The following is a 17,947-nucleotide window of genomic DNA, read 5'->3' on the forward strand; positions in this document are numbered from 1 at the left end:
TTCTTGAGACTTTTCTGAGAGCGTGATTCACGCGGTCTGCAGGGCGTGGGCGTCGAGGATCGTGTAGCTGTAGCCCTGTTCCGCAAGGAAGCGTTGGCGGTTCTGCGCGAACTCCTGGTCGACCGTGTCGCGCGACACCAGCGTGTAGAAGCTCGCGGTGAGTCCCGTGGACTTCGGGCGCAACAGGCGGCCGAGACGTTGCGCCTCCTCCTGTCGTGAACCGAACGACCCCGACACCTGGATGGCGACGGTCGCTTCGGGCAGGTCGACCGAGAAGTTCGCGACCTTCGAGACGACGAGCACCTGTTCGGTGCCGTCGCGGAAGGCCTGATAGAGCCGTTCGCGCTCGTCGACCGGGGTGGCGCCCGTCAGCTGCGGGGCACCGAGCGTCTCGGCCAGCTCCTCGATCTGATCGAGGTACTGCCCGATGACGAGGATCTGCTCCCCACGGTGCCGTTCCACGAGCTGCCGGACGACGTCGAGTTTCGCCGGAGCGGTCGCGGCGAGGCGGTACCGCTCGTCGTCGGCGGATGCGGCGTAGGTGAGTCGGTCGGCCTGGGGCAGATCGACGCGCACCTCGAAGCACGCGGCGGGGGAGATGAAGCCCTGCGCCTCGATCTCCTTCCATGGGGCGTCGAACCGCTTCGGGCCGATGAGCGAGAAGACGTCGCCTTCGCGGCCGTCCTCCCGGATGAGCGTCGCCGTCAGGCCGAGGCGACGCCGCGCCTGCAGTTCGGCGGTGAGCTTGAAGACGGGGGCCGGGAGCAGGTGTACCTCGTCGTAGACCACGAGGCCCCAGTCCATGGCGTCGAGCAGAGCGAGGTGGGCGTACTCGCCCTTCCGCTTGGCGGTGAGGATCTGGTAGGTCGCGATCGTGACCGGCTTGACCTCCTTCACCTGCCCCGAGTACTCGCCGATCTCCTCGGCGGTCAGGGAGGTGCGCTTCAACAGCTCGTCGCGCCACTGCCGTGCCGACACCGTGTTCGTGACGAGGATCAGGGTGTTCGTGGAGGCCGTCGCCATCGCCCCGGCACCGACCAGGGTCTTGCCTGCACCACAGGGGAGCACCACGACGCCGGAACCGCCGGAGAAGAAGTTGTCGACCGCTTGCTGCTGATAGTCGCGGAGGTGCCAGCCGTCCTCGACCAGGTCGATCTGGTGCGGCGTGCCGGCGGTGTATCCGGCGAGATCCTCAGCTGGCCAGCCCAGCTTCACGAGTTCCTGCTTGAGCGCGCCACGTGCCCACGGCTCGACGAGGAAGGTGTCCGGCGTCGGGTGTCCGATGAGGAGGGGCGCGATCCGCTTGGCGCCGGCCACCTCGGTCAGGATCGGGAGGTCCGTGGAGCGGAGGACGAGCTCGCCCTCCTCGGAGCGTTCGATCACGAGCCGGCCGTAGCGGTTGACGGTCTCGCGCATGTCGATCGTCACGGACGCGGGGATCGAGAACTTCGAGTACCGCTCCAGCGTCTCGATCATCTGGTCGGCATCGTGACCGGCGGCCCGCGCGTTCCAGAGTCCGAGACGGGTGATCCGGTAGGTGTGGATGTGTTCCGGCGCGCGCTCGAGCTCGGCGAACACCGAGAGATCGTGGCGGGCGTCCTCGGCGAGCGGGTGGGCGACCTCGAGCAGCACGGTGCGGTCGCTTTGGACGATCAGTGGTCCATCAGACATAACGGTCGAGTCTACCGGCGGATCCGGTGCGCAACCCCCTGAGCGAGCGCTCAGCCGGCGATCCGGACCTCGGTGATCATCGCGAGCGGCAGGGTGCGTTCGACGTCTGCCGACCGGTCGAGACCGCGCAGACGACCGCCGGCGAGGCTCACCGGTTCGATCGTGAACGTGGATCGGCGCTCGCCGTGCTGCAGCTGCACGGTGACCGGCGTGTGGTCGCGGACGGCGATCTCCAGCTGCTTGGCCAACCATGCGCTGCTCGTGTCGCCGCTGTCGTCGGCGCGGAGCCGCGACACCAGATCCGGTTCCGTCGAGGCGGCCGGAGCGGAGAGGCTGGTGCGCATGACCGGCTGCCGGCGGATCCGGAGCGGGGTGCCGCCGTCGTCCTCCGCGACCACCGGGTATCGCGCGTCGTGGAGGGCCCAGTAGACCGTCGACGCCTCGATCCGGCTGGTGAGCCGGTGCTCGTCGCTCGGACGGAGACCGAGCGCCACGAGGCTCTGGTCGACCGAGATCGCCGCGATCAGGCCGGTGTCGTCGGAGCGGATGTAGCTGCTGCGTCCAGGGTCGGCCGAGGCGTCGGCGGACGCGCGGATCGTCCCGACGCGGACGAGGCCGAATCGGGATGCGGCCTCGGACACGAGGTACCGCAAGGGCTGGGGGACGCCGGTCAGGGAGATCGACTCGAGGTAGGCGAGCAGGTCCTCGGCCGTGTCTCCGTCGGCGAGGGCCCGGGTGACGCTCGCGGTCGTGATGCGGTACCTCGACGCCTGGGCGCGCCCCTCCGGCTCCGCGAGGGCCCGGAGTCGGACGTCGAGTTCCGCCGTCGGGGGACCGAGCGCGATGACGGTCAGGTCGTCCTGGAGGACGACCTGCGACACCTCGGCGGGGAGCATGGACGCGAGCGTCGAGGCCGCGTCGGCCGCGTGGTCGTCGACGAGGAGTCGTCCGAATCCGCTGGTCGCCCCGTCGACGGTGATCCCGAGCAGCTCGGCGACCGCGTCGACCGCGCGCGTCGGTGTCACGACGGCATCCTCCGCCAACGGGTACCACCAGCTGAGCTCCTCGACCAGGTCGACGGAACCGCGCCGGTACGCCGTCAGGATGTGATCGCGGACCGTGGCCGGGATCGCGTCGCGCCAGGCTGTCGCGAGACGGAGCCAGCGTTCCGCGGTGGCTGATGCCAGCCAGGCCTCGCCGACCTCGCTCACGCGGATGGCGGAGCCGATCGCGTCGGTGAGCCCGGCAGCCGACGCCACGGACAGGGCGAGCTCGATCTGGTCTGGCGTGCTCGCCGCCGCGGCTGCGAGTCGTTTGAGGTCCGGCATGGACGGGGCTCCACGGCCGAGCAGGCGCGCGGGCTCGCGGTCGAGTTCGTGGAGGCTCTCGCCGACGATGCCGACCGCGCCGGCCGCTCGCTCGCTCGCGAGGGCGTCCGTGTCGGGCGAGGGGCGGGTGGTGTGGGACGTCGGCGCCTCCGCCGGAAGTTGGAGTTCGGCACGGCCGGGTTTGCCGCTCGCCGCCCACTCCTCGAACACCGCGGACACCGCGCTCACCGGCCTGATCGGGCCGGCTCCGTCGTCCAGCACGAGGACGTCCGCCTCCAGCCGCTCCAGGGCGGCATCCACCTCCGACTGCTCGCGTCCGAGTGTGGTCGCGAGCGACTGACGCTCCGTCTCGTCCAACGCGGCGGCGAGCACGGCGAGGGTGTCGCGGTCGAGCAGCGCCATCCGGCGGGCGACGCTCGCATCGTCCAACAGTGCCTCGGCGAAGTCGAAGAAGTCCGCGATGCGGGCTGAGGAGGCCCTGCGGTCGGGCGTCAGCCTGCGGAGCGCGTCGTCCGGGAGCTCCCGAAGGCGGCGCGCGATCGCGAAGGCCTCGCCCATGGTCGTCAGCGCGGCGACTGACCGCGGGACTCGCGGGACCGTCGTACGGCACCCACGATGATGAGCGTGATCAGCATCAGGAAGGCGATCGGGAGTCCGACGAGCGGCAGGATCGTCACGACCGGCCAGACGCCGACGGCGAAGTCGCCCTGCTCGAGGCCGGTGGCGGTGCCGACCATCACCGCGACGAACGCGGCGATCGACACGGCGACGATCGTCACGACCATGTAGGCCAGGATCCGTTCGGGCCGCGAGATGCTCGGCGTCTGCTCATCAGTCACGCTCCCAGGATAGAGGCACGCGGCTGCTGCACCGAATAGGCTGGGGGCCGAGGGCCGATGGTCCTCTCGATCACGCTTCCTGCGCGATCACCGCACGGCGCTGCATTTCTGCGCACGACACACAGCGAGGTTCCCATGCCCACCGGCAAGGTCAAGTTCTACGACGAGGAGAAGGGCTTCGGCTTCATCAGCTCTGATGACGGCCAGGAGGTCTTCCTGCACGCTTCCGCACTGCCCGCGGGCACGGTCGGCGTGAAGCCGGGGACGCGGCTCGAGTTCGGCATCGCCGACGGCAAGCGCGGCGCCCAGGCGCTGTCCGTGCGCGTCCTCGAGGCTCCGCCCAGCCTCGTGAAGCTGAAGCGCAAGCCGGCCGACGACATGGCGATCATCGTCGAGGACCTCGTGAAGCTCCTCGACGGCATCGGTGGCGACCTGCGCCGCGGCAAGTACCCGAACAGCAGTCACAGCACGAAGATCGCTGCCGTGCTGCGCAAGGTCGCGGATGAGCTGGATGCCTGACGCCGATCAGGAGACGCCGGTCGAGGATCGCGACGTCACGGCCGACGCTGACGCCCGAGCCGAGTCGGACGAGCATCGCTCGGACGACGGCACCGATGGAGAGTCGACCCCGGCACCCGTGCCGGACGAGACCCTGATCGCCGCCGTGGAGCTCGCGCGCGAAGCGCTGCAGGAGATCACGCCCGCGAGTACGGTCGGTGAGCCGGCCGGGCACGTCGTGGTCGATGATCACGTCGTCTCGCTGCTGTTCGCGAACACGATGGCGGGCTACCCCGGATGGTTCTGGACGGTGACGCTCTCGCGGACCGCCGACGACGCCGCGCCCAACGTGCTCGAGACGGAGCTGATGCCCGGCGACGGCGCATTGTTGGCTCCGCAGTGGGTGCCGTGGTCGGAACGCCTCGCGGACTACCGCGCCGCGCAGGAGGCGGCGGCAGCGGCTGCGGCTGACGACGCGCTCGACGACGCGGATGACACCGACGAGTTCGACGATGACGATGTCGCGCTGTCCGGGGATCCCCGCGACCGTGACCGCGACGGCATCGAACTCGAGTACGACGAGGACGACGTCGATGCGGCGTCGGACGATTCCGACGATGACTCGGATGACGACGACTCGGACGAGGACGACTCCGACGAGGACGAAGACTCCGACGAGGACGACGACCGGTTCGAGGACGAGTAGCACTCGCGCACCACGCGACAGACGAACGGGCGGCCGAACCTCGAGAGGGTTCGACCGCCCGTACGGCGTTCAGCGGGGGAGTCGGATCAGAGCGCTCCGACGACGTGTTCGATGCTCGCGATGAGCTGACGGACGTCTGCGGGGTCGATCGCCGTGAAGGTCGCGACGCGCAGCTGGTTGCGGCCGAGCTTGCGGTAGGGCTCGGTGTCGACGATGCCGTTCGCCCGGAGGGTCTTCGCGACCAGCGCGGCGTCGATGGCGTCGTCGAAGTCGATCGTGACGACGACCTGCGAGCGGTGGTCGGGGTTCGTCACGAACGGCGTCGTGTAGGAGGTGCGCTCGGCCCACTCGTACAGGGCGCCGGAGGACTCGGCCGTCCGTGCCGATGCCCAGGCGAGGCCGCCGTTGCCGTTGATCCACGAGATCTGCTCCTCGAGGAGCACGAGCGTCGACAACGCGGGAGTGTTGAGCGTCTGCTCGAGTCGGGAGTTGTCGACCGCGTTCTTCAGGCTCAGGAACTCCGGGATGTAGCGGCCGCTCGCCGCGATCCGTTCGATGCGCTCGATCGCTGCTGGGGAGCAGAGCGCGAACCACAGGCCGCCGTCGGATGCGAAGTTCTTCTGCGGTGCGAAGTAGTAGACGTCCGCCTGGCTCGCGTCGAAGTCCACACCACCGGCGGCGCTCGTCGCGTCGATCACCGTGAGGGCGCCGGCGTCGCCGGAGACGCGTCGCACCGGGGCCATGACGCCGGTCGAGGTCTCGTTGTGCGGCCAGGCGTACACGTCGACGCCCTCGACCACCTCGGGATCGATGCGGGATCCACCCGGCACCTCACGGACGTCCGGAGCGGTGAGCCACGGGGCGCCCGCCGCCTTGGCGAACTTACCGCCGAACTCGCCGAAGACGAGGTTCTGGCTGCGCTGCTCGATGAGGCCGAAGGCGGCCGCGTCCCAGAACGCGGTCGAGCCGCCGTTGCCGACGATGATCTCGTAGCCCTCGGGGGCGCGGAACAACTCGGCCAGGCCGGCGCGCACGCGGCCGACGAGCTGCTTGACGGGAGCCTGACGGTGGGAGGTTCCGAGGAGGGACAGGCCGGCCTCGGAGAGCGCTGCGATCTGCTCCGGTCGGATCTTGGAGGGGCCGCAGCCGAATCGACCATCGGCGGGCAGAAGGGACGTGGGAATCGTGATCTCCGGCATATGGCGATTCTAGAGGCGGGGGCCTCATGACGTCGTGCCACGGCGCCCGGATGCGTCCACGCGGGGCGGAGTGGCTTGGCGCGGGAACGTCGCCGCCGCGCACTAGGCTTACCGGGAACGTGCAATCGGGCAGGGAGGGCGTCGATGACCGATTTGATTGACACCACAGAGATGTATCTCCGCACCATTCTGGAGCTCGAGGAGGAGAACATCATCCCGCTTCGGGCGCGGATCTCCGAGCGCCTCGGGCACTCCGGACCGACGGTCTCGCAGACGGTCGGTCGGATGGAGCGCGACGGACTCGTCGTCGTGTCGGGCGACCGGCACCTCGAGCTCACCGAACCGGGCCGACGCAAGGCGGTCCACGTCATGCGGAAGCACCGCCTGGCTGAGCGCCTCCTGAGCGACGTCATCGGGCTCGAGTGGGAGTTCGTCCACGAGGAGGCCTGTCGCTGGGAGCACGTCATGAGCGAGCAGGTCGAGCGCAAGCTGCTCGACATGCTCAACCACCCCACCGAGTCGCCCTACGGCACCCCGATCCCCGGGCTCGACGAGTTCGGCGACAGCCCCGCCGTCGCCTTCTCGCAGGGCGTCATCAACATCGTCGGCCTCGTCGAAGGACGCTCCGAGCCGGTCACGGCGACGGTGCGACGTCTCGGCGAACCGGCGCAGGTCGACCCTGAACTCCTCCTGCAGCTGAAGCAGGCCGGCGTCATGCCGGGTCGCGCCGGAACCTTCGCGGCCGCGGGCGGCTACGTGCTCGTCACCATCGACGGTGTCGAGGGTGGCCTCGAGCTGCCCAACGAGCTCGCGACGCACATCTTCGTGGAGATCCCTGCCGCGTGAGCATGAGACGTGTATGAGGATTCCCTCATGTGCCCGTTTTCCCGTGATCGAAACGTGACTTTCTGAGGGGTAACCCGTAGGCTGTCACTCGTCCTGAAGGCCATGATCTGGCCCCAGGAAGACGACCGAGGCACCCCCTAGCCCGTCCCTCGGCCACACGAACCGACATCAATCGTCGGATGGGGCTGCGCCATGTCGATCGCCACACCGTGATCCTCGTCGCTCATGCGGGGTGCCGGAGGAATCCACTTGACTGCAGCTGGCGAGAGCGGCCCCGACCAGGCCGAGACGACCCCGAACGTCCCCCTCACCCGGAAGCAGCTCCGAATCCAGGAGCAGGCCGCGAAGCAGGCTGAGGCGACCACCCCGTCCCAGTCGGACGCAGACGACGCGCTCGTCGCCGACGTCGCTCCGGACGCACCCGTCGACCATCCCGAGATCGTCCTCGACGATGCCGTGGTCGAGGAGGCCGACACCGCCGTCACGACCGGTGAGGTCCGTCTCGACGAGCGGCCGCTGACGAAGCCCGCCGCGCCGGAGCCGACGGCCCCGCAATCCTTCACCGTGACATCCGCCACGGACCCCTCGTTCGCGACCGTCACGCCGCTCCGCACCGGTGCGGACCGCGTCGCCCGCAGGAAGCCCCCGGTCAAACCGACCGCGTCGACGGTCGCCGTGCGCAAGCCGAAGCCGTCCGGAGCCCGACCCGGATCCGTGCGCGGCGTCGCCACCATGGCCTTCCTCGTGCCGGCACTGGTCGCCACCGTCGCCCTCCCGGCGTACGCGGCGAGCAGCAGCGCGCAGACCGAGTACGGGACGTCCGCCTCGGAGCAGCTGAAGACATCGGGTGCCCAGAGCGTCGTCGCTTCCGACAAGGTGGCCGATGTCCCGATCTCTCGCGACCTCTACAGCGCGACGACGCCGGACGAGCTCGCGGAGCGCCAGCGGCAGCTCGACGCCGCTGCAGCTGCCAGCAACGCCACCTACTCGATCACCGTGGGCGCACGCCAGGCGGGCGACGACTACCCCTGGTTCGACCAGGCGACAGACGACGAGGGCGGCGGGCTCTCGCCGCTGCGCTACTACTACCGCGAGTGCGTGGACTTCGTCGCCTGGCGACTCAACCGCGACGCGGGCACGCCGAGCGGGAACTGGGCCTTCACCTGGGGCAACGGTCTGCCGCCGAGCAGTGCCTACGGCTGGGCCGACTCATGGCAGTACAACAAGGGGACGAACGCCATCGCCGGCTCCGTGGCCTGGTTCAACTACAACCACGTCGCCTACGTGCAGTCGGTCAACGCCGACGGGACCGTCACCCTGGAGGAGTACAACTGGGGGTCCGCGCGTCACAGCTACAACACGCGCACCATCGCGGCCAGTGCCGTGGCGCTCTACCTCTACCCGCCGGGCGTCGGCTGATCCGACCCGCTCGACCTGGATCGCGTCCCTCCATCGGAGGGACGCGATTCTGTCGTAGACGGGCGGTGACCGTTCGGGACCATGCGGTGTCCGTCGTCCGAAGCCGAGGTGGCGCGGAGGGGAATTCTCCTCCAACGTGCGGAAATCCGGTCGGTGTGGGTTAATCTGGTGCTCTGCAACTCGGAGAGGTTCAGGAGCTGATGCACGCTATACGTCGCCACGTGGTCGCGAACGGTCGCGGCCTCTACGTGCTGCGGCATTCCAGCCAAGCGTGCCGCGGCTCCGCCGTGGGTCAAGAGGGTGCTGTCGTCATGACAGTGCCCTTTTTTGTTCCCCGGAAACGACTCGATCCGGCGCGTCGGGGACGCTGCAGGTGGTGATCGTCGACCGGTCGCGGCAGCCGTCGTGGCCCTTCGGAAGGGAACGTGCATGCGCACACTGGTGTTGAACGCGGGCTACGAGCCGCTCGCGATCGTCTCGTTCAAGCGGGCCCTTGTGCTCGTGATGCATCACAAGGCGACCGTCGTCGAGATCGACTCCTCGCATCCCGTGGTGGCGACGAGCGGATCGTTCGATCGGCCGTCGGTCATCCTGCTCACCAGATACGTCCGGATCCCGAACGCCCGCCGGGTGCCCGTGACCCGCCGCGGGGTGCTGCGCCGCGACGGTCACCGCTGCGCCTACTGCGGGAAGGCGGCGACGACGATCGACCACGTGCAGCCGCGCTCGCGCGGGGGTGTGGACAGCTGGGAGAACCTCGTGGCCTGCTGCCTGCGCTGCAACAACGTGAAGGGCGACCGCACGCCGATGGAGATGAACTGGAGCCTCCGGGTCTCGCCGGGGACGCCGCACGGATCGCAGTGGATGGTGCGGGGCGTCGAGCGCTCGGAGCCCGACTGGGAGCAGTACCTGGCGCCTGCCGCCTGACCGACCGGCTAAACTCGACGGGTCAGCCTCTGTAGCTCAATGGAAGAGCAGTTCCGTCCTAAGGAAAGGGTTGGGGGTTCGAGTCCCTCCAGGGGCACCACGCCAGGGCGCGCGCGATCCCAGTCGTAGCGCGGGAGTCACGCCGAGCGAGAGCCGCGTTGAGGAGCGTGTGCCCACACTTTGCCCACATTCGAGGCCGCGGCGTGCTCATCGAGGCGTGTCGCAACAGAGTCGAGGTCGTCGTCGAACAAGTCGGCGTAGGTGTCGAGCGTCATCGCCGCAGACTTGTGACCAAGCATTCGCTGCAGCGCCTTCACGTTCGCGCCGGCGCTCACAGCGAGGCTCGCCGCAGTGTGCTTGAGGTCGTGAGGGGTGAGCCGGTCGAGCTCAGCCCGACGCAGCGCCGTGAGGAACCACGACGCTCGGCCCTCGCTCGTGTCTGGACGCATCATGAACCCGCCGCCCGGACCCGCGAACACCAGGTCGTTAGGACCCTTGCCCGTGCACAGCTTCGACAGCGGGTCGAGCAGGAAGTCGGGGAGTGGTACGCCTCGCTCCTCCCAGCTCTTCGGCGGGCCCACGTGGAGGACGCCCTCGACCTCAGTCGCGGTCTGCGCGATCTGCAGCCGCCTGCGGAGGAAGTTGACGTCGCGCACTCGGAGGCCGACGGACTCGCCCCACCGGATGCCGGTGTACGAGAGCACGACGAGCTGTACCTCGCGCGTGAAGTCCGGAGCGAACGACGCGAACCGGAACACCTCCGCATGGGTTAGGTAGCGACGTGGCTTCATCGACACCTTGCGGGGCAGGTTCGTTGCCTTCTGCGCCGGGTTGCTCGGGATCCGGCCGTCGCGTTTCGCTCGCTCGAGGATGCCTGAGAGCACCCCCACGGCACGGATCACGACGCTCGCCGACTTCGGCTTGCCCGACTGGTTCGAGCGCTGACGCGCCGTCACCGCCCTGCCGGTGCTGAGCTCGCGGATCCAGTCCTCCACAGCCGATGGCCGGATCCGACCGATCGGCGTCGACCCCCACTTCGGTTCCACGTACACACGCCACGCGGTCGCGAGCGGGGCGTAGCTCGAAGGCTTGAGCGAATGCTGCTTGTTCTCAAGCCATGACGGCCCGAGGTCGCCGACGGTCTGCATGGCGTCCTTCGGATCGAAGTACTCACCGCGCGCTTTCGACACCTCCACGGACGCGAGGAAGAGCTGTGCTTCCTTCTTCGTCTTGAATCCGCGCTTGTCGGTCTGCGTGTTGTCGGGTTTGCGGTAGCGGGCACGGTAGCGGGGTCCGGCGGCGGTCTCGTACGGCTTGATTGTGCCCATCATGCTCCTAGGGGGTCAGCGCTCGAACGAAGCGGTTCATCGGCCTGTTCGATGTTGCGCGTTCCCTGCTTGGCCACGAGGTCCAACTCCACCTGTGTGACGTCGTCAACCTCGAAGTCCTCATCCTGAGGCGCACCACTGACGCCCAAATTCATCGTTTGCAGCCAGGGTTCCAACCCTTCGGCTTCGGCGGTCTCATCTCTCGGAGCCACGTCTCGCTCGCGAAGCCTGCTAACGTCCCCCTCGATCGACTGGAACAACCGAAGTTCCCGTTCGATGCGAGCGAGCGCCGCCTTCCGGTACTTCTCGCGCTCGGGCTGATCGGGGTCCTCTGGCGCGTCCCGGAGGTAGTCCTGCAGCCGAATAGTCGCTATGCGCTCGGCAAACAACATCATGTCCCGTCTGCCCATTGCCCCTAGTGAGCTGCGGGGGCTACCTCCGAGACCTTCAAGCGCGGCATGTAGATGATCGAGCTCGGTCGTCAGTTCCGCGTATCTGTGCATGTCAGTCTGAAGATCGGCACCTTCATCGCCAACCGCTGCGACCAGTTCTTCGGCTACTTCAGAACCCAGAAGCTTGTTGGCCGCGAGTGCCTCATTCAGCGTGTCGCGGTGCCCGCGCTCTTCACGGAAAGGCCAGACCTGGTTTGCGGACCTCAGGATCGTGTACCGGAAATGGTCACGCAGAGCGGCCACGCGGTCAATCTCCTTCGCCAGTTTGATCAAGCGGACCGCTCTCTCGCCAGCGGGGCCGTACGTCGCCTCAATGACCATTCCGACAGGCTGAATCAGCAATGGCCCGTGCTCCTGCAGGTCACGCTCGAAGTCCACAAGCTCCTCATCCTCGTCGCTGCTCTGCCCAGAGAGCCAGTCGACTAGGTCAATAACTCGGGTTGGGAGCACCCGGCCAGTTACGCTCGGATCTCCAACCTCGACACCAGAGAACGGTCGGTCGACGTCGAACATGATCGCCGCCGGCGGCACCCGCACGGCCGCGGAAATAGAAAGCAGCTCCTGCACTCGGAGGTCGTGTCGCTTCCCCGCTTCGATGCGGTCGATGACCGTTACCGGAATACCAGTCTCCTCTGAGAGCTCACTCTTGCTCATGCCTTCGAGCTTGCGGTATTTGCGGACGCGGTCCCCGATGGAGAGCTCGATGAGCGTGTGCTCGCTTTCGTCGGGCGCCTGCTCGACGCGCGGCTCCACGGGCACCTGGTGAGGACTGTCGATCGCGGGGAACACCGCGCGGAGGTCGGGCCAGTGCTTGGGCGGCACCACCTCAGTACGCTCCCAGTTCCCAATCGTCCGAAGCGAGACGCCGACGATCTCTGCAAGCGCACCCTGACTGAGCTGAGCGGCCTTTCGGGCAAGGCGAAGCTGTTCTCCTGTAATCATGGTTCCATTCTGGCCACGATAGGCAAGGAAAGCAACCAATTTTCCCCTCCAACCCGGGAAAGAAGAAAATCTTCCTTGTCATCGGTTGTAGGCGGCAGTTTTATTGCCTATGGTTGACCCAACCCAACCGGAGGACGCAGATGACCACCACCCGAAAGCTCAATGGACCAGCTGTCCGCGTGATTCGAGACCTCACTGGCATTCGTGCCGGCGCGTTCGCGAAGCGCATCGAGATCGACGCTGGCTACTTGACGAAGATCGAACAGGGGACGCGCCAGCCGTCCGTCGAGGTGATGCGCAAGATCGCTGACTCGCTCGGGATCCCGCTAGAAGCGATCACGTACCCGGTCGCCGTCGCCGAGCCGGTCGCGGCGTAGGCCGCCATGGATACGGCAACGCCGGTCTACCTCTCGCCAGAGCAAGTCTGCGAGCGGCTCCCCGGCGTCACGAAGGCCAACCTAGCGACCCTTCGCTACGAGGGCCGCGGTCCCAAGTTCCTCAAGCCGACACCACGCACCGTCCTCTATCGCGAGAGCGACATCACTGCATGGGTCGAGTCGACGGAACGCTCGAGCACGAGTGCCCAGTAAAGAAAAATGCTCGGCCGCTGCTACCAACAGCGACCGAGCGAGTACCTGAACCACCCAACCAGAGCGAAACGAGATACAGAGAATGTCTACCACCATCATCGCAGCAACCACCGACAACCGCCAGTCCTGGGACGCGAAGGTCGCCGAGGCCTCGCTCCCGGTCTACGCCGGCACGGCTCGCCACGACTTCATGATCGACGCGCTCCCCGCGCTCCCCATCGCGAAGATGGACGCCGACAAGCTCGGTGAGCTGCACAACGAGCTGTTCGGCCCGCACCTCACGGTCTGGGACGGACGCAAGCCCGAGTGGGCCGTCGGCAGCGAGAGCGACATCTCGTCCACCTCCTCCGCAGCAGGCAATCCGTTCGCGATCTGGTCTTCGCCGAACCTCGTCGGCCGCGATGGCATCGACGCGTTCGTCATCCGTGAGGACGAGTACGACATCGAGTCCGCGACCTACATCGATGGGGCTCCGTTCCTCAACGTGTACATCGACCGCAACGAGGGCATCCGCATCACTACGGTCGAGGCCGCGGAGGTGGCCGGTGGGGCGATGCGCACCGCCGCTCGGGAGTTCCGCAACATCGTCGACCCGCAGCCCGCGGGAATCGAACCCGACGACCTGTACGACGACGACTTCATCAAGTTCGAGGGACTCACCCGCGAGCAGGTTGAGGAGCGCAACAACGAGGTGCTCGCTTCCCCGTACCCGCGCGCGTTCGCGATGCGCCTCGACGGCGGTTGCCAGGACACCCCCGCCAACCTCTACCACCAGATCGACATCCACAACACGGACGAGATGACCGTCGAGATCGTCAAGGAAGCAGGGAAGGCCTGGCGGATCGACGCGCGGATGTCCAAGGAATCCAGCAGCGTCAATGTGCTGTCGGAGTTCTCCGACTGGCTGCGCGAGGCCGTCAAGCGTGCAAGCGCTCTGAACCTCGCCGAGGGCTTCACCGCAGACGAGCACCTCGCATGAGCGTCGAGATGATCGACCTCACCGCCCAGCTGCGGAGCCAGATCCGCAACGTCTACGACGACATGGACGGCCCCAGCGATCGCGTCATCGCGCACGAGATGCCGGCACCGGATCCCGAGTTCGCCATGATCCACGTGAGCGACGACATCCCACACAGCGGATGTGTTGGACCCTGGATCGTCGAGTGCGACACGGGCGCTCGCCACCTTGACGCATCCGAAGCCGCCGCGTACGCCGCCGCCATGGCAGCAGCTGCCCGCCAGGCCCTCATCTTGAACAGCGACACCCGCATCGTCTCGATCCCCGACGACGGTCGCTTCAGGGAGGGAATGGAAGACGGAGGTCCGTTCGCCGTCGCCCGCATGGTCGAAGCCGGGTACGCGGATCAGTTCACGACCGTCCGGGACATCACCAGCCCCAAGCCGCTCGAAGTTCGCACACCCGGCTACTCGTGGCGCACCGATGGCTACGGATTCATCTACTACGGCATGTTCGAGTGGTTCGGCGAGGACATCGTCGGCGGACAACGCCGGGTGCTCCTGAAGGAGGCGCCCCGTGGGTAGGCAGTGGAAGGCCGGCAGTAAGACGCCGGTCGACGGCAAGCCGTACGCGCAGTGGAAGGTGCGCGAGGTCGACCCGCCGGAGCGCGTGAAGAGCAAGCACGTCGTGCCGCTCAGCTCTGGTGACGAGGGTGACGTCTGGGAGTACATCGCCGTCGTCGTGTTCGTGCCGATCCAGTCAGAGGTCTGGGTGCACTTCGCGCCCGGCACCGACGACGACGACCGCCGGAAGGCGTGGGCGCACGCGATCGCGATGCGCGACACCGCAGAGTCCTTCGACGCCTGCTCCCCGCGCGAGCTCCCTGCACAGGCGACGGTGTACGAGACGACCATCGGCTACCGCCTCCACGGCACCCGCTGCACGGTGAGCGGTTGCCAGTCCTTCGGCAGCTGGCACGTCGGACCGAACCACTCCGCCGACCACGTCGCCGAGGACATCCGCGCCGAGGGGTACCGGGTCCGCCTGGTGCTCCGCTACGGCGACTGGGTGCCCGAGGTGTCGCTGTCGACCTACCGCCTCGACACGGCCACCGAGGTAGCTGCCCTCGCGAACGACATCGCGTGGATCCAGGCAGCACGGCGGAAGCTGCTCGAACCGCAGGCGGCGGTTAAGGCGTGACGGACTTCCAGGAGCCATACACCGAGGCGGAGCTCGACACGGTCGTGCCGTTGCCCGACGGGCGCCGAAAGTCGCTCCGCCACCTCACCCGACAGGACGCTCTCTCGATCGCCATGTCACGCACCAACGCTGACGAGCGCGAGCTCTACCAGGCCATCGCCATCAAACTCACCCACCACCCGACGTTCCACGCCGCATACCTCGCGGGAGCGTTCGGACACCGCCCAGGAGGCGCAGCATGACCAACCAGACCAAGTCGACCCCGCTCGACACCCTCAAGCAGACCGCGAAGCTCGTCGAGGAGTTGCTCGACATCATCATCGACGACTTCGGCGGGAAGTACGGAGTCGACGATGACGACGAGGCGTACGCCATCGCCGGCTCCATCTCGATGGAGCTCACAAAGGCGCTCGCCGCACACGTCCCCGGCATCAGCTGGGACCAGGACGTCGCGATGCGTTCCTACGACGACCCCGCTGCGCGTCAGGCAATTCAGACGTTCGACGACGGGACACCCATCTGGAGGCTCATGGACCACGGCGGGTTCGTCAGCTACTACTACCCGCGCCGCGACGGCACCCCGGAGGAGCATGCCCAGCGCATGGCCGCTCTCAAGGATCCGGGGAAGGCTCGCCATTTGCACGCGGTGACCTCCACTTCCGATCCGGGGAACCCGGGTGTCCAGGTTGGACACTCGGGTGTGTTCCCGGGATCACAGCCAGTGGAACCGTCCGGCAACTGGACCGGCGCGGAGACCGTCGACAACATCGACATCGCCGTGCAGCGCCTCAACGCTGCAGCGGAGCCGACGAACGCTGAGCAGCACATCGAGGTCATGGCCGGCCTCGCTGAGTGGCAGTTCGACGCTGAGGCGCTCGCCGCAGTCGGTGTCGCGGACGAGCGCGTCGCCCGGGATCTTGTCAACCTGCTCCACGCTGCGACGCACGCCGTCCGCGGCGACGTCGACCCGAGCATCATCGTGCAGTCCGTCGGCATCATCGGCGGACGCATCGCTCACCGCATCGCGGGGGTGGAGCGTTGAGCTACAAAGCAACAGGGTGGGCGTACGACCTACCCATCTCCGGCCCGCGCAAGGGCGTTCTCGTCGTCCTCGCTGACATGGCGGATGAAGCGTTCTCCTGCTACCCGGGGCAGCAGAAGATCGTCCACATGTCCGGGTTCTCCGAGAAGACCGTCCGTCGGGCTCTCGCGTCGCTCGAGCAGGACGGGCTGATCTCGCGGGAGCAGCGTCACGGCCGGAACGGGTACCGGACGAGCGATCGCTACATCCTCCACGTGGGCCTCGGCCTACCGGTCACAGGGCCTACTGGTCAGAGCGACCACCGGTCAGAGAGTCCGAGCCTACCGGTCACTCTGACCATACCTACCGGTCAGAGTGACCGGGCAGAGGAACCATCAGTAGAACCACTAGATGAATCACCAGTCTTGCCCATCGGAGATGTGCCGGTGCGCAGAACGACCGAGCAGATGTTCGAAGAGTTCTGGACGGTGTGGCAGCACAAGAAGTCCAAGCTCGACGCTCTCAAGGCGTGGACCTCGACACTCCATTCGGTGAAGCCTGCCGAGCGTGAGGCGTTTGCCGACCGGATCATTGGAGTGGTGCCCGCGACGTTCGAGCAATGGGTCGAGATCGAGAAGCGCCCGAAGAGCAAGATCCCGTACCCGGCAACGTGGCTGCGAGCAGGCGGCTACGACGACCCGATCGAAGAAGTCGAGACGGTCGACACTCCCGACCCGTGGGCTGGCAAGCGACGGTTCGGCGGTCGCAATGGATGACGCGCAGAGCACCGCAGCTACCCGCATCCTCCACGCCGTCCTCAGCTCTGGCGGGCGGGCGCTCGACGACCTGACGCTGACGGCCGACGACTTCGACCTGGTCGAGCATGAGGCGATCTACTCGGCGATGCTCGAGATGCGCGCGGCTGGGCGGACGGTGTCGCAAGAGGCGTTGAGCCTGCGGCTCCCGAAGCACGCTGACACCATCTGGTCGCTCGACTCGGCCTACGCCGCGTCGGTGTCGGTGGATCACTACGCCGAGATCCTGTCGCACAAGTCGCTCGTGCGTCGGCTGCGGGCTGTGGGGGCGGGGCTGTCTGGGCTCGATACGACCATGTCGCCGGACGAGCTCGTCGAGTATGCACGTGGCAAGGTAGACGCCGCTGTGGGCGCCCAGGCGACCCGCCCGGTGGAGTTCATGCCGGAGCTGTGGGACGAGGCGCTACAGCCGGACGTGGAGGGCACGGTGGGTTCGTTCCTGCCGTCGCCGTGGCCGGCGTTCGATGCTGCGACGGGAGGGTTCCGCCGCGGTGGCCTGTACATCTTCGGCGCCCGCCCTGGTGTCGGCAAGACGGTTGTCGCGCTGAACATCGCGATGAAGCTCGGCAACTTCGGCACCGTCGCGTACTCGTCGCTCGAGATGGGTCGCGATGAGCTGACCCGTCGGGCGATCGCCGCTCACGCCGACGTCGACATCGAAGCGATCGAACGCCGCACGCTGAATCAACAGCAGGTGGCGATGGTCGCGGCCAGCCGGCGCACGTTCCAGAGTCGCGTCGCGATCGACGACCGGGCGCACATGGTCGGACCGGCGCACGTCCGCCAGTTCGCCCGCACCGTGTCCAGGCGCGGCGAGCTGTCCGCGATCATCGTCGACTACCTGCAGCTCATGGACGTACGTGGCAACGCGGACCGGCGGGCGAAGGTGACGGACTTCTCCCGGCAGCTCAAGGTGCTCGCGAAGGATCTCAACGTCCCCGTGATCGCCCTGTCGCAGCTGAACCGTGACTCCGAGAAGCGCATGGACAAGCGCCCGCTGATCTCCGAGCTCCGAGAGTCCGGGTCGATCGAGCAGGACGCGGACATGGTCGTGCTCCTGTCCCGTGAGGAGCAGCAGTTCGGCGAGGAGATCATCCTCGACATCGCCAAGTACCGGCAGGGCGCACAAGCGGTCGTCACCCTCGGGTGGCGTGGAGACCGTGCCCGCATCGACGACTACAGCCCGGCGGGATACGCCAACTCATGAA

19 protein-coding genes, 1 tRNA gene and 1 pseudogene are annotated in these 17,947 nt (G+C 67.4%); 15 read left to right on the forward strand and 6 right to left on the reverse strand.

Going from position 1 to position 17,947, the window contains the following annotated elements; all coding sequences use genetic code 11:
- Positions 1 to 27: 27 nt before the first annotated feature.
- The 3 genes from B9Y95_RS01475 to B9Y95_RS01485 are packed head-to-tail and all read right to left on the reverse strand — an operon-like array spanning position 28 to position 3,838.
- Positions 28 to 1,671 (reverse strand): DNA repair helicase XPB, encoded by a 1,644-nt coding sequence (locus tag B9Y95_RS01475; protein WP_085510338.1) that lies wholly within the window; start codon positions 1,669 to 1,671, stop codon positions 28 to 30.
- 50 nt (positions 1,672 to 1,721) lie between these two features.
- Positions 1,722 to 3,557, reverse strand: coding sequence for a helicase-associated domain-containing protein (locus B9Y95_RS01480; RefSeq protein ID WP_085510339.1), 1,836 nt, complete (start codon positions 3,555 to 3,557; stop codon positions 1,722 to 1,724).
- 5 nt (positions 3,558 to 3,562) lie between these two features.
- Positions 3,563 to 3,838, reverse strand: a complete 276-nt coding sequence (locus B9Y95_RS01485; protein WP_124768896.1) for a multidrug ABC transporter ATPase — start codon at positions 3,836 to 3,838, stop codon at positions 3,563 to 3,565.
- A 135-nt stretch (positions 3,839 to 3,973) separates the two neighbouring features.
- Between B9Y95_RS01485 and B9Y95_RS01490 the strand changes: the two genes are divergently transcribed.
- On the forward strand, positions 3,974 to 4,357 hold the full coding sequence (locus B9Y95_RS01490; protein ID WP_085510340.1) for a cold-shock protein: 384 nt from the start codon (positions 3,974 to 3,976) through the stop codon (positions 4,355 to 4,357).
- Complete coding sequence (locus B9Y95_RS01495; RefSeq protein ID WP_085511021.1) at positions 4,350 to 5,042, forward strand: DUF3027 domain-containing protein; 693 nt, start codon at positions 4,350 to 4,352, stop codon at positions 5,040 to 5,042. Before B9Y95_RS01490 ends, B9Y95_RS01495 begins: the two co-directional genes overlap by 8 nt.
- Positions 5,043 to 5,128: 86 nt before the next feature.
- Here the strand turns inward: B9Y95_RS01495 and serC are convergent, their stop codons facing one another.
- Positions 5,129 to 6,241, reverse strand: a complete 1,113-nt coding sequence (gene serC / locus B9Y95_RS01500) for a phosphoserine transaminase (protein WP_085510341.1) — start codon at positions 6,239 to 6,241, stop codon at positions 5,129 to 5,131.
- A 144-nt stretch (positions 6,242 to 6,385) separates the two neighbouring features.
- Here serC and B9Y95_RS01505 point away from each other — a divergent pair, with 144 nt between their 5' ends.
- The 4 genes from B9Y95_RS01505 (at position 6,386) to B9Y95_RS01520 (ending at position 9,533) form a co-directional block, all read left to right on the forward strand.
- Positions 6,386 to 7,087: an iron-dependent transcriptional repressor DtxR gene (locus tag B9Y95_RS01505; RefSeq protein ID WP_085510342.1), complete on the forward strand. Its 702-nt coding sequence runs from the start codon at positions 6,386 to 6,388 to the stop codon at positions 7,085 to 7,087.
- Positions 7,088 to 7,336: 249 nt separating this feature from the next.
- Entirely contained in the window at positions 7,337 to 8,506 is a 1,170-nt protein-coding gene (locus tag B9Y95_RS01510) for a CHAP domain-containing protein (RefSeq protein WP_123539690.1), read from the forward strand.
- Positions 8,507 to 8,935: 429 nt separating this feature from the next.
- Positions 8,936 to 9,433 (forward strand): HNH endonuclease, encoded by a 498-nt coding sequence (locus B9Y95_RS01515; RefSeq protein ID WP_079001921.1) that lies wholly within the window; start codon positions 8,936 to 8,938, stop codon positions 9,431 to 9,433.
- Between the two features lie 25 nt (positions 9,434 to 9,458).
- A tRNA-Arg gene (locus tag B9Y95_RS01520) sits at positions 9,459 to 9,533 on the forward strand.
- A 37-nt stretch (positions 9,534 to 9,570) separates the two neighbouring features.
- Here B9Y95_RS01520 and B9Y95_RS01525 read toward each other — a convergent pair.
- Together B9Y95_RS01525 and B9Y95_RS01530 are read right to left on the reverse strand one after the other, a co-directional pair.
- Positions 9,571 to 10,761 carry a tyrosine-type recombinase/integrase gene (locus tag B9Y95_RS01525; RefSeq protein WP_170169556.1) on the reverse strand — a complete coding sequence of 397 codons (1,191 nt, stop codon included), beginning with the start codon at positions 10,759 to 10,761 and terminating at the stop codon, positions 9,571 to 9,573.
- On the reverse strand, positions 10,761 to 12,155 hold the full coding sequence (locus B9Y95_RS01530; RefSeq protein ID WP_085510345.1) for a helix-turn-helix domain-containing protein: 1,395 nt from the start codon (positions 12,153 to 12,155) through the stop codon (positions 10,761 to 10,763). Before B9Y95_RS01530 ends, B9Y95_RS01525 begins: the two co-directional genes overlap by 1 nt.
- Before the next feature lie 140 nt (positions 12,156 to 12,295).
- Here B9Y95_RS01530 and B9Y95_RS01535 point away from each other — a divergent pair, with 140 nt between their 5' ends.
- The 9 genes and pseudogenes from B9Y95_RS01535 (at position 12,296) to B9Y95_RS01575 (ending at position 17,946) form a co-directional block, all read left to right on the forward strand.
- Entirely contained in the window at positions 12,296 to 12,532 is a 237-nt protein-coding gene (locus B9Y95_RS01535) for a helix-turn-helix domain-containing protein (RefSeq protein ID WP_085510346.1), read from the forward strand.
- A gap of 295 nt (positions 12,533 to 12,827) precedes the next feature.
- A complete protein-coding gene (locus B9Y95_RS01545; RefSeq protein ID WP_085510348.1) occupies positions 12,828 to 13,724 on the forward strand; it encodes a hypothetical protein in 897 nt (298 codons plus the stop codon).
- Positions 13,721 to 14,287, forward strand: coding sequence for a hypothetical protein (locus B9Y95_RS01550; protein WP_085510349.1), 567 nt, complete (start codon positions 13,721 to 13,723; stop codon positions 14,285 to 14,287). The genes B9Y95_RS01545 and B9Y95_RS01550 overlap by 4 nt, the downstream gene beginning before the upstream one ends.
- Entirely contained in the window at positions 14,280 to 14,903 is a 624-nt protein-coding gene (locus B9Y95_RS01555) for a hypothetical protein (RefSeq protein WP_085510350.1), read from the forward strand. Before B9Y95_RS01550 ends, B9Y95_RS01555 begins: the two co-directional genes overlap by 8 nt.
- Positions 14,900 to 15,145 (forward strand): hypothetical protein, encoded by a 246-nt coding sequence (locus tag B9Y95_RS01560; RefSeq protein WP_085510351.1) that lies wholly within the window; start codon positions 14,900 to 14,902, stop codon positions 15,143 to 15,145. Before B9Y95_RS01555 ends, B9Y95_RS01560 begins: the two co-directional genes overlap by 4 nt.
- Positions 15,142 to 15,945, forward strand: a complete 804-nt coding sequence (locus B9Y95_RS01565; RefSeq protein WP_085510352.1) for a hypothetical protein — start codon at positions 15,142 to 15,144, stop codon at positions 15,943 to 15,945. Before B9Y95_RS01560 ends, B9Y95_RS01565 begins: the two co-directional genes overlap by 4 nt.
- Positions 15,942 to 16,127 (forward strand): annotated as a pseudogene (locus tag B9Y95_RS21165) (helix-turn-helix domain-containing protein); the annotation flags it as partial. The gene B9Y95_RS01565 and the pseudogene B9Y95_RS21165, both read left to right, overlap by 4 nt.
- Before the next feature lie 222 nt (positions 16,128 to 16,349).
- The gene (locus B9Y95_RS20950; RefSeq protein WP_234993930.1) at positions 16,350 to 16,700 is read left to right on the forward strand and encodes a hypothetical protein; all 351 of its coding nucleotides are present in this window, start codon (positions 16,350 to 16,352) and stop codon (positions 16,698 to 16,700) included.
- Positions 16,693 to 17,946 (forward strand): replicative DNA helicase, encoded by a 1,254-nt coding sequence (locus B9Y95_RS01575; RefSeq protein WP_085510354.1) that lies wholly within the window; start codon positions 16,693 to 16,695, stop codon positions 17,944 to 17,946. Before B9Y95_RS20950 ends, B9Y95_RS01575 begins: the two co-directional genes overlap by 8 nt.
- Position 17,947 lies beyond the last annotated feature (1 nt).

Source organism: Plantibacter flavus (genome assembly GCF_900177615.1).
In the GTDB taxonomy this organism is placed as follows: Bacteria; Actinomycetota; Actinomycetes; order Actinomycetales; family Microbacteriaceae; genus Plantibacter; species Plantibacter flavus.